Here is an 11,969-nt window from a genome sequence, read left to right as displayed (position 1 = left end):
GCTAAAGGGGTAGATATTATGATTAATGAAATTCACGATACACATGATGATAATAATGTAACTGGCAGTATTTCGAAAGAAAAATTATTAGAACTTGTAAAAAACGAATCAATAGATACAGTTGTGCTTGGTTTTTGCGATATGCAAGGACGTTTAATGGGCAAGCGTATTACTGGTGATTTCATCTTAGAAAATGATATTTCAGAAGGAACTCATTTTTGTAACTATCTCTTAGGTACTAACTTTGAAATGGATACCGATGATGGTTATGAATACATGAATTGGGATAAAGGATACGGCGATTATCTAGCCAAACCAGATTGGGATACTTTAAAAGTAGTACCTTGGTTAGAAAAAACAGCTCTTGTGTTCTGTGATGTGTATACTGTTGATGGAGAAGAACAAATTAAGATTGCTCCAAGGAACATACTAAAAGAACAGATTAAAAAAGCCGAAAGCTATGGATTGTCACCACATATGGCAAGTGAATTAGAATTTTACCTGTTTAATGATTCATTTTCAGATATAAATAAAAAAGGCTATAGTAAATTAGAACCTGCTGGTCACTTAAATGAAGATTATAACTTATTACAAGGCACTAAAAACGAGCCTATTTACCAAGAAATACGTAAACAAATGCATTTAATGGGGATTACGATTGAATCATCTAAGGGTGAAGCATACAAAGGACAACACGAAATTAACTTAAAGTACGCAGATGCCCTCAAGGCTGCAGATCAACATCTCATGTTTAAACACGGAATGAAAGAAATATGTATCCAAAATGATAAATCGGTCACATTTATGGCTAAACCTTATGCTGAGTGGACCGGTTCTAGTGGTCATATTCATCTTAGTATGATGGAAAAAGGAACACACAATAACGCCTTTTATGCAGGCGACAATGCTGAAAATCCTATTTCTGATACATTAAAGCATTTCTTAGCCGGAATTATCAAATATACACGTGATTTCGCACTTATGTTTGCTCCATATATAAATTCATATAAACGATTTGCTCCAAATTCATGGGCACCGGTAAGTATTGCATGGAGTAGAGATAACCGTTCTGCAGGATATCGTATGGTCGGTTGTGGTAACTCATTACGTTTCGAATCTCGAATTTCCGGAGCAGATATGAATCCATATTTAGCATATTCTGCGTTGATTGGTGCTGGACTATATGGTATTGAACATAAAATCCCTTTACCTGATGAACTAAAAGGTAATGCTTATAATCAAGACGCTATCGAACGTATACCGTCATCATTACATGAAGCAATCTTAACTTGGAAAGAAAGCGATGTAGTTAAAGAAGTATTGGGCGAAGATGTAGCTAAACACTATTTACACGCTGCTCAATCTGAGCAAAATGACTTTGACTCTTATGTCACAACTTGGGAACGTTCAAGATATTTCGAACAAAGCTAAAACATGAATGGAGGAATAACAATGAGACTAGAAAATAAAGTTTGTATCATCACAGGTGCCGGTGGTGGCATGGGTAAAGAAGCTGCAAAACGATTTGCTAAAGAAGGTGCAAAGGTCGCAGTCTTTGAAAGAGATAGCACAGCAGGCAAAGAAACCGTTGATGAAATTATTCAAGACGGTGGCCAGGCTTCGTTCTTTAAAGTAGATATTGCCAATGAAAATGATGTAAAACAAGCCGTTCAAGATACCGTCGAAACATATGGCAAAATAGATGTATTGTACAATAATGCAGGTGTGATGCCAGAGGCAGACAATTCAGTAGTTAACACAAGTGAAGATGTTTGGGATTTAGTAATGAATATTAATGTAAAAGGCATTTTCTTTATGACTAAATACGTCATTCCAGAAATGGAGAAGCATAATACTGGGTCAATTATTAACATTGCATCATTTGTCGCAGAAATGGGTTGTTCAGTGCCTCAAGATGCTTACACAGCGTCTAAAGGTGCAGTAGTCTCTCTGACAAAATCATTAGCAATTCAATTCAGACCTAAAGGTATTCGCACAAATGCGATAAGCCCTGGTCCTATAGAAACACCTTTACTCATGGAGTGGCTCGTTTCAGATGAAGATGCTAAGAATGTGCGTTTAGGTAGACAACCTTCTGGACGCTTTGGCAAACCTGAAGATATTGTTAACTGTGCCTTATATTTAGCTTCAGATGAATCTGATTGGACAAACGGAGCTAACATCAATGTAGACGGCGGTATAACTGCAAACTATTTCTAATTGAGATGTACTATAGTATAGCACAACACAAAAGTTAACCTGTTCAACGTTTGTTGGACAGGTTTTTATATTTTAACATTCGTTTTTTATAATATTTATCAATTACAATGATGTGCAGCCATTTATTATTCATTTTTATATTCATCTAATCCAATAATACCTGCTTGTCGATCAATCCTCTCTAATTTTCTCGCTTTTGGTAAACATAAAATGTAGGCAAATATTATTGATAGGATACCTGCACTTAATTTTCCTATAAGAACAGCTGGAATCAATGTCGGTTGGAAGTTGGCTGTATACGATAAATGATCTCCTAATAAAAATGCTGAACTCACACCAAAGGATATATTAATCACCTTATCTTTTGGTGGCATATCCTTTACCAATTTAAACATTGCTAATATATTAGCAATTGTCGCAATTATACCTGCACTACCAGCTTCACTCAAACCAATTTTCCCTCCCACACGTGTTAATCCATTTGAAAAGTACTTTCTAATCAAGTAAACCATTGGAAAGGCACCAGATAACATAATTGCAATGTTACCAGCATTTTCTAAAGCTCTAAAATTATCCTCTTTATCCGCCATGATTGGATCAAATCCCCACACTCCAAAAACGTGTGTGAAAAATCCTGTAAAAATCTCTACTACAGAACAAACAAAGACAAGTTTGATACAAGTATCCAATATCTTACCAAAAATAATAAACAATTTAATCATCAAATCTGAGAAGAAATATAAACCTATTGCAGTTATAACTACAAAGATAATTAACGGTAACAAATTTAACAATACTGACGTAAAGCTAATAGAGAATACGTGTGTCGCTGCACCTGTTGTACCAATGAAAGTACGCACTTTCATATGACTGAACAGCATAATAGTAGTAGAAACAAATGCCCCAAAAGGTATTGCTAATAAACCAGACAGTATTCCTAGTGCCATATACTTATGATCACGCTTTTCAAGCATTGGTAAGCCTAAAGGAATTGTAAAAACAATTGTTGCCCCTGCCATAAAACCGACAATCATTGCCATTATCCAACCCTCATAGCTCTCTTTTAAAACATCTGCTAATTGATATCCACCCATATCTGTAGCCAATATTGATGTCGCTGCAATTGCTGGATCCGCACCTATTTTGTCGAACATTGGTCCAAATACATGTTCAATAAATTTGGAAATAAACGGTATAGATGCCATTATACCTGCTGAATTTGCAAATATAGGACCAATTGTGTAAATACCTTCCATAAACTCTTTACCAATGCCCCTTTGAGCATCCTTAATCGCTCCAATAGCACCAAGCACCGCACAAATCATAATGATATAAATAATCACTGTACCAATATGTTCCATTTACTCCACCCCATTGTTTTCAAACTATAAAAACACAAAAAGATGCCTACTTGTTACTACAAATAAGCACCTTTGCTCTAATATATTCACTTCTAAGTATTATTATTTACGAATCTAATTGTTTGATTACTTTAGCCGCAACTTTTTCAAGTTCAACTTGATGATCCATACTCAATTTCCTCAATTTTTGATATGCGTCATCTTCTGTGATTTTCAATCGTTGCATTATAAGTCCTTTAGCACGTTCAATACATTTTCTATTTTCAATTTGTTTATATGATTGTGCGACCTCTTGCTTTAAATTACTTAAGCGAAACGACTGAGTTAAAGCTATTTCTACTGCTGGTAGTAATTGTGATTCAGATATAGGTTTAACGATGTAACCAACTATGTTGGACTGTTTTGCTTCATTAACAAATTCATTTTGACTATAAGCCGTCAATATCAATATAGGAATATCGTATTTCTTGCTAATAATCTTACTTGCTTTTAAACCATTTAATTTTGGCATTTTAATATCCATGATGATTAAATCTGGCTGTGTCTCTGCTGTAGCTTCAATGGCTTTTTCACCATTGCTCACTGCTGAAACCACATGGTATTTTGCTGTTTTCAACATTTCTACAATGTCGAGTCTCACGATTGATTCGTCTTCAACCACCATAATTTTCTTCATAACCATTGCTCCCCTTGTGTTGAAAATTAACTTTCCCCATTGTGCCAATACGATTTTTCGTCAATTTAAATGATCCCCCCAAATCATTTTCAGTTATCGTATTAATAATATTGAGACCAAACGATTCTTCAAAGTCCAAACTATCCCCGCCATCATCTTGTACCACCAATATCATTTCATTGTCACTATCTGTATAAATTAACTTTACATCTATGTTACCAACATCTTTATTATCAAATGCATGTTTAATACAATTAGATATTAATTCATTTGCAATTAATGCTAAAGAAACAGCTGTATTTGACGGTAAAAGAATCGTTTGATTAATATGATACGAGATATGTATTCTACATGCTTCTGAATTATCGTTATATACTAGCATATTGCCTATTTTTTTAATTAATTTTCCTATATTCACTTTATCTGTATGGGATTCATCAAGAATTACTTCATACACTGATGCAATACTTAATATTCGATTTAAACTTTCTTGAAAATATATTTTACTATCGTCAGGCAAGCCTCTCCTCATTTGTAATCTTAGCAAACTAGCTACTGTCTGTAGATTATTCTTAACTCGATGATGTACTTCTCTAATTGCCACAGACTTAGAAATTAGTTCTTTTTCCTTTTCCTTTAAATCGGTAATATCTTGCATCAAAATTAAATGCCCAGTTACTTCATTATGTTCAAATAATCTAATACACTTCACACGAAAATAGCACCCTTCAAATTCTCTTTCTTCTATAGTAATAATCTGACCATCGGTAAGCATATCTTCAATACTTGGAAATAATTCTATAAATGACATGTCTGTTTCACAATTTACACGTAATATCTTTTTCACAAGTTCATCTGCTGTTAAATTGTAATAACGTATATATAAATCTTGATCAATATTAAATATGCTTTCTTCAATCATATCAGGAAAGCCTATTCGACTTTCACTTGATTGGGACACTATTTTACTTAATGTATCCGTTGCTTCTGTGAGTGCCTTTAACTTGTCTTCTTCTAATACTTTATTACTAACATCTTTCTCCATTATAAGTGCACCAATAATTCGCTCATTCACAGCAATCGGCGTTACATTTTGTTCAACAACTCTGCCTTCTTGTGATACCGCTCGATGCTGATAAACTGATTCTCCAGTATCTAACGTCTTAAAAACGGCTGGTTCAAATTTTTTATATACATTCTGAGCTAACACTGATGTTTGATATAACAAATTGTTACTATTAGGCCATGCTTCCGCAACCACAATAAAATGATCAGGTTCGATAGCCGGACAATCTATAAATACAAATGCATTATTTAAGCTCGCTATTTCTGGTAAATGTTTAGCTAACTGTTCAACTTTGTAAATTTCAATTTCTGTTAAATTTGTATACGTATTGCATATTTCTCTTGTACTCTGCACAATACATCATCCCAAACTATAATGTTTTGAATATTCGGATAATTATATTCTTTATCTATTATGTAATTTTGCCCAAAAAATGTCAACGAGAAACCAAAGTGAAAATAACTACCCCACAATATATTTAAAGCGCTTTATATATTTATTTATTAAAAAATAATACTCAATAAAAATATGATATAAAGGATACTTTACCTATTTCAAAATTTTTGAATTGAATAATACACCTTTTTTGTTACAATATATTGAGGAGAATTTTGTGTTTTTACACAAACTTGCAACGTTGGCATACTTTTTCCATAGAAAAAGTAGTTATAAAACTTCATAAATCAAATTAATTTCAATTCACGCTGATCTTAATATAAATTGATAAAAAAATTAAATAGAAGGAGCATGTAAAATGGATTACAGAGTATTGTTATATTATAAATATACAACAATTGAAGACCCCGAAACATTTGCAACTGAGCACTTAGATTTTTGTAAAGATTTAGAATTAAAAGGCCGTATTTTAGTATCTGGTGAAGGGATTAACGGTACAGTGTCAGGAACTGTAGCAGCAACTGACAAATATATGAAAACTTTAAAAGCCGATCCTCGTTTTGAAGGTATTACCTTTAAAGTTGATGAAGCTGAAGGTCACGCATTCAAGAAAATGCATGTGCGCCCAAGAAATGAAATTGTTGCATTAGACCTAGAAGATGATGTTAATCCAAATGAATTAACAGGAAAATATTTATCTCCAAAAGAATTTAAACAAGCATTATTAGATGATGATACTATCGTTATTGATGCTAGAAATGATTATGAATTTGATTTAGGTCATTTCCGTGGTGCGGTGAGACCAAACATTACTCGCTTTAGAGATTTACCTGACTGGATTAAAGAGAATAAAGAGCAATTTATGGATAAGAAAATCGTTACTTACTGTACTGGTGGTATCCGTTGTGAAAAATTCTCAGGTTTCTTATTAAAAGAAGGCTTTGAAGATGTGGCGCAACTTGAAGGTGGCATCGCAACTTATGGTAAAGACCCAGAGGTTCAAGGTGAATTATGGGACGGTAAAATGTATGTATTTGACGAAAGAATCAGTGTAGACGTAAACCATGTTGAAAAGACAGTTGTCGGTAAAGAATGGTTTGACGGTACACCTTGTGAACGCTACATCAACTGTAGTAACCCAGAATGTAACAAACAAATTCTAGTTTCTGAAGAAAACGAAGCACGCTATTTAGGTGCTTGTTCACATGAATGTGCTGCTCATGAAAGAAATCGCTATGTAAAAAAACACAATATTAGCGATGCAGAAAAAGCAAAACGTTTAGAAAACTTTAACACGTTAGTTAATCAATAATCGCTAACTTTTATAATTTGTATCACTATTAAAAAATCAAATAAACAGCCAGTAAATAAGCTTCTATACTTATTTACTGGCTGTTTTATTTATAATATTGCTTAATTTAGACGCACTTGCATAAAATGATCTCATTATCGTATTTGAAAATAGCATTTTATGGACTAGATTATTTGATCTATAAAAATAGCTATGAACAAAGTCTACCATCTTTACTTTCTTCATAGCTTTTTATTACTACAGATGATTTCACTGAATTTTAAAAACGGTTAGTCACAGTTACTATTGAAGACATCTCTTAGACAATATTTTAATAAATTTATTATTGAACCTTCATAAAGCCATTGCCTAAGACATCTCTTACATCATGAATAACCAAAAATGCATTCTCGTCATATATATTAACGATTTTTTTAATTTGTGATAATTGATTTTGAGGTACAACTACGTATAAAATTTTGCTTTCTTTTTGACCATAACCGCCTTCTCCATTTAATAATGTAGAGCCACGACCTGTTTCTTGATTGATTTGACGACTTATTTTAGCATTATAAGCTGACATAATCGTAATTGCCTTCTTCGGATTAAATCCTTCTATTACAAAGGACATACTTTTTTCTACAATAAATAGCATCACGATTGTATAAAGTACGTTTTGTACAGGTAACACTAATAAAAATGATACAACGATTAAAGTATCTAAAATGAATAAGGCTTGAGAAGTCTTAATCTCTGAATATTTATTAATTATTTTGGCAATAACCGATGTACCACCAAGCGTACTACGTGCAGAAATTACAAAACCAGAACCAATACCAATCAACACGCCTGAAAACACTGTATTGATAAAGTCTGAATCTATATTAAGTGTTAGATTCTCAGTCAAGCCAATAAACAACGAACTAGAAATTACAGTGATCAATGTATATACTGCCGTTGTTTTACTTAAAAATTTCCACCCTATTATAATTAAAATGACGTTGATAATAAACGAAGTAATAGCTGGTGACCAACCAAGCGTATACTTTAAATTTAATGATATGCCAACTGTGCCGCCTTCTCCTAAATTAGATGCAATAACAAATGTATTAATGCCAATCGCTATAAGAAATGTCCCCAAAATACAGAAACAGATATTCTTCAAATGTATTCTATACACCATCTTCACAAGCCTCACTTTCTTTATAGTTTAAAGTTACATATGTCTATTCATGATTATGTTATTTAACATAAAAAGAACTTCTTAGCTAACAACTAAAAAGTTCTAATAGATATTTACTTATTAAATTTTTCAACACAAATACACATAGTAATATAATTGCGTAGACATTTCAATTGTAAAAGTTCAACTCACCATAACTTCATATAGGTCGTTTAAAATTATCTTTCTTTTGTCATACTTTGATGTGTTAAATTGTTAAATGTCTGTTCAGCTGAGGCGAGTGCACCTTCAAGATGACCTCCATTTTTTGCATCATATTCTGTACCAGCAAAGTATACATTATCTATGTATGCAGGTGGCTGCCCATAAGTAGGAAAGCTTTCAATATTTAATGTGTCACCTGGCGTTACCGTATAGTCATCCTGCGACCAATCTTTATAATAAAATGCTTTATAGTCTCGCGCTTCTTCACCGAACAATCTCACTAATTGATTGACTACTTTATCCTCAATGCTTGCTAATGTTTCTCTCTTTCGATCAGCTGGTGCTAAACCAAAAAATCCAAATAAGGCACTATCTCCATTAGGTGTGGTTACGTCATAAATTTCACGCAGTGGACCTTGCCAACTTATAACATTACCAGATAGTTCGTCCTTTCTCCAAAATGGTTGATTATATGTAACAACCGCTTTCGCCTGAGCCCCCATCCATGTTGGCTTATTTAATAAATCAACCTTAACTGTTTCTGGTAACTCAGGTGTAAAGTCAATATTCTCAAATAGTAATCTTGGCGGTAAAGTAAATACGACCGCATCAGCATCATAAGTTCGCTCGTCTTCTGTGCGATTGTTTACTGCTGTTACAGTAAATGTCTGATCCTCATTTCGTTTTATAGCAGTAGCACGCGTATTAAGGTCAATATTGATTGTTGGTATGCGCTGGTAAATTGCTTGTACCAAAGCATTCACGCCACCTTCAATTCGTTTACAATAACTGTTAACCTCAGTTGCTTTAATAAACTTTACAGGATTATTGTCACTCAACTCTAACAAACTTTGCCCATTATTATATTGCTCTATCGTCGATAATTGTAATTCTTCTATCAAATCAACAATTTTAGGTTCCTTTTCAGGCCAAAACCATGTTGGTCCTAAATCAAAATAATTTTCGTTAGAAGGTGTTTCTGTTAATACCCGACCACCAATTCTATCTCGTGCTTCAATTATATTAAATGTCACATCAGTATCGGATAATAAATGCGCTAATCTCAAACCACTGATACCACTACCTACAATCAATACATGCATATATAAACCTCTCTTTTTTTGAAAATTCTAATAATTACTTGTTTTATATTCTACTACTTATTCTTCTTTATGAATATAAAACTTTGATAATTACTAAAGATATCTATTTTTAATCTATCAGTTTGCACTATCAATCGTATAAATTGAAAGGTCGTTCATTTTAAGTGTATAACTATAGATAGTACGTTAGGTTACAGAAATATATTAGAAAGAGAGTATACATATGAAATTCGATGATTTTTCAATTGGTGATACCTTTAATACTAAAAGTTATCAACTTAGTGAAGAAGAAATTATAAAATTTGCACATGAATTTGATCCACAATATATGCATATTGATAAAAACAAAGCATCTGAGGGACGATTTAATGGAATTATCGCATCGGGTATGCATACGATGTCCTTATCCTTTAAATTATGGGTAGAAACTGGTAAATATGGCGAAGAGGTAGTAGCTGGGACACAGATGAATCATGTTAAATTCTCCAAGCCAGTATATCCGAATGATACTTTACGCGTCGTTGCTGAAGTTACACACAAACATTCTATAAAGAAAGAAAACGGTCTGTTAACCGTACTGTTAACTACATTTAATCAACATGATATAATCGTTTTTAAAGCTGAATTAACAGCACTTGTAAGTAATTAATATTTCACTCAATAAATTATAGACTTAGCCATGTAAAATAATGTATGGTTAGGTCTTTTATTTACTTTCAAACTTATTTCTGGATAATACTACATTTCATTACAATCCACTGATACATTTTTATAATTAAACTATCATTGATTATTTGTTATAAACAGCGTTTATAATTCGTTTGCCAATGCCTTTTAAGCATATCTGCAATTACAATATAAGCATTTAACATATCAATTCTCTTCCCTTATTATTACAAGTATAAATTGTAGGATATTCAATAACTCTATTTACATGGACATTTAAGAAAGGATGTTTATAGATATGAAAAATGAGAATACAGAATTAACACAGGATTGGGATAAAATTTTTCCAAAAAGTACGAAAGTAAATCATACAAAAGTTACATTTATAAATCGATTTGGTATTACGATTGCTGCCGATTTATATGAACCGCAGCATATAACTTCAGATAAATTACCAGCGATTGCAGTCAGTGGTCCATTTGGTGCTGTAAAAGAACAAGCTTCAGGTCTATATGCACAGACTATGGCTGAAAGAGGGTTTCTTTCTATAGCTTTCGATCCCTCTTACACTGGAGAAAGCACTGGTTCGCCACGCAATGTAGCTTCTCCAGATATCAATACTGAAGATTTCCAAGCTGCTGTAGACTTCTTATCCGTTCACGATAAAGTCGATCCAAACAGAATTGGTATTATCGGCATTTGTGGTTGGGGCGGTATGGCATTGAGTGCTGCTGCTATTGATACACGTATTAAAGCTACTGTCACTTCAACTATGTATGATATGACGCGTGTAAATGCCAATGGTTACTTTGATGAGGAAGATAGTGCAGCACAACGAGACAAGAAACGTCATTCTTTAAATCAACAACGTATCACTGATTTTGTTAATAGTTCATATGCCGTAGATGGTGGTGTTGTGGATCCTTTACCAAATGATGCACCAGAATTTGTAAGTGGCTATCATGATTATTATAAGACAGATCGTGGTTACCATTCTCGTTCACTAAACTCTAATAATGGTTGGAACATTACCATGCCTTTATCATTCTTAAATTCTCACTTACTAGACTATAGTAATGAAATTAATAGTGCTGTTTTGTTAGTTCACGGTGATAATGCTCACTCAAGATATTTCAGTGAAACTGCATATAGTAACTTAACAGGTGACAACAAATCATTGATGATTGTTCCTGATGCCGTTCACACCGATTTATATGATAATTTAGATAAAATACCATTTAACAGTATAGAATCATTCCTCAATAAATATTTATAAATATAAGAAAAGGTAGATGCCACAAATTAATGTAGCGTCTACCTTTTTTGTATATGATTGCTAAAGTATTGTCAATTCTATTATAAACTACTTATATGTTATTATCGTTCATTCACTTTATTTATGTTCTTGTTATTATTTTTAGATGTTTTAATAAAACGAACATTTTCATTATCATACATAGCTATTTTTGTATTTAATAATGTTAAAGTTTCTTGCATTTCTTCTATATTTTCCAATAAAATTTCTCTTTCTTTATATAATATATCTCTCCGTGTATCCTTTGTTTCCTCACCTTGATGATATAATTCAATATACTTAGATAATGCATCTATTGATAATCCGGACTGTCTCATACATTTTGCTAATTTAACCCAATTTAAATCATCTTGGCTATAATTCCGAATACCATTAGCATTGCGTCTAATTTTAGGTATAATTCCAATTTTTTCGTAATAACGTAACGTATCAACACTAATATTCATTCTTTTACTAACTTCTGATATCATCATATTTTTATTACCTCT

General features: G+C 32.7%; 11 protein-coding genes. 5 read left to right on the top strand and 6 right to left on the bottom strand.

Going from position 1 to position 11,969, the window contains the following annotated elements; genetic code table 11:
* Nucleotides 1–18: 18 nt before the first annotated feature.
* Nucleotides 19–1,431, top strand: coding sequence for a glutamine synthetase family protein (locus ACY191_RS02490; protein WP_107511927.1), 1,413 nt, complete (start codon nt 19–21; stop codon nt 1,429–1,431).
* A gap of 21 nt (nt 1,432–1,452) precedes the next feature.
* Complete coding sequence (locus tag ACY191_RS02485) at nt 1,453–2,220, top strand: SDR family NAD(P)-dependent oxidoreductase (protein ID WP_107511926.1); 768 nt, start codon at nt 1,453–1,455, stop codon at nt 2,218–2,220.
* A gap of 125 nt (nt 2,221–2,345) precedes the next feature.
* On the opposite strand, the gene eutH is transcribed toward ACY191_RS02485, so the two are convergent.
* The 3 genes from eutH to ACY191_RS02470 all read right to left on the bottom strand — a co-directional run bounded on the left by eutH (nt 2,346) and on the right by ACY191_RS02470 (nt 5,677).
* Nucleotides 2,346–3,581, bottom strand: coding sequence for an ethanolamine utilization protein EutH (gene eutH, locus ACY191_RS02480; RefSeq protein WP_229366664.1), 1,236 nt, complete (start codon nt 3,579–3,581; stop codon nt 2,346–2,348).
* Nucleotides 3,582–3,687: 106 nt separating this feature from the next.
* Nucleotides 3,688–4,257: an ANTAR domain-containing response regulator gene (locus ACY191_RS02475; protein WP_229366665.1), complete on the bottom strand. Its 570-nt coding sequence runs from the start codon at nt 4,255–4,257 to the stop codon at nt 3,688–3,690.
* Nucleotides 4,235–5,677 carry a sensor histidine kinase gene (locus ACY191_RS02470; RefSeq protein WP_229366666.1) on the bottom strand — a complete coding sequence of 481 codons (1,443 nt, stop codon included), beginning with the start codon at nt 5,675–5,677 and terminating at the stop codon, nt 4,235–4,237. The genes ACY191_RS02475 and ACY191_RS02470 overlap by 23 nt, the downstream gene beginning before the upstream one ends.
* A 400-nt stretch (nt 5,678–6,077) precedes the next feature.
* Between ACY191_RS02470 and trhO the strand changes: the two genes are divergently transcribed.
* A complete protein-coding gene (trhO, locus tag ACY191_RS02465; RefSeq protein WP_229366667.1) occupies nt 6,078–7,031 on the top strand; it encodes an oxygen-dependent tRNA uridine(34) hydroxylase TrhO in 954 nt (317 codons plus the stop codon).
* 322 nt (nt 7,032–7,353) lie between these two features.
* Here trhO and ACY191_RS02460 read toward each other — a convergent pair whose 3' ends face one another.
* Nucleotides 7,354–8,193, bottom strand: a complete 840-nt coding sequence (locus ACY191_RS02460; protein ID WP_042739560.1) for a YitT family protein — start codon at nt 8,191–8,193, stop codon at nt 7,354–7,356.
* A gap of 218 nt (nt 8,194–8,411) precedes the next feature.
* Nucleotides 8,412–9,500 (bottom strand): flavin monoamine oxidase family protein, encoded by a 1,089-nt coding sequence (locus ACY191_RS02455; RefSeq protein ID WP_229366668.1) that lies wholly within the window; start codon nt 9,498–9,500, stop codon nt 8,412–8,414.
* Between the two features lie 223 nt (nt 9,501–9,723).
* Between ACY191_RS02455 and ACY191_RS02450 the strand changes: the two genes are divergently transcribed.
* Both ACY191_RS02450 and ACY191_RS02445 read left to right on the top strand, forming a co-directional pair.
* Nucleotides 9,724–10,149 carry a MaoC family dehydratase gene (locus ACY191_RS02450; protein WP_229366669.1) on the top strand — a complete coding sequence of 142 codons (426 nt, stop codon included), beginning with the start codon at nt 9,724–9,726 and terminating at the stop codon, nt 10,147–10,149.
* Nucleotides 10,150–10,464: 315 nt separating this feature from the next.
* Complete coding sequence (locus tag ACY191_RS02445; protein ID WP_229366670.1) at nt 10,465–11,442, top strand: alpha/beta hydrolase; 978 nt, start codon at nt 10,465–10,467, stop codon at nt 11,440–11,442.
* Between the two features lie 101 nt (nt 11,443–11,543).
* On the opposite strand, the gene ACY191_RS02440 is transcribed toward ACY191_RS02445, so the two are convergent.
* Entirely contained in the window at nt 11,544–11,954 is a 411-nt protein-coding gene (locus ACY191_RS02440; RefSeq protein ID WP_229366671.1) for a MerR family transcriptional regulator, read from the bottom strand.
* Nucleotides 11,955–11,969: the final 15 nt, after the last annotated feature.

It is taken from the genome of Staphylococcus sp. TCBT05, from assembly GCF_055179755.1.
Note: the sequence above shows the minus strand (reverse complement) of the source record. Positions and strands in the feature narration are given on the sequence as shown.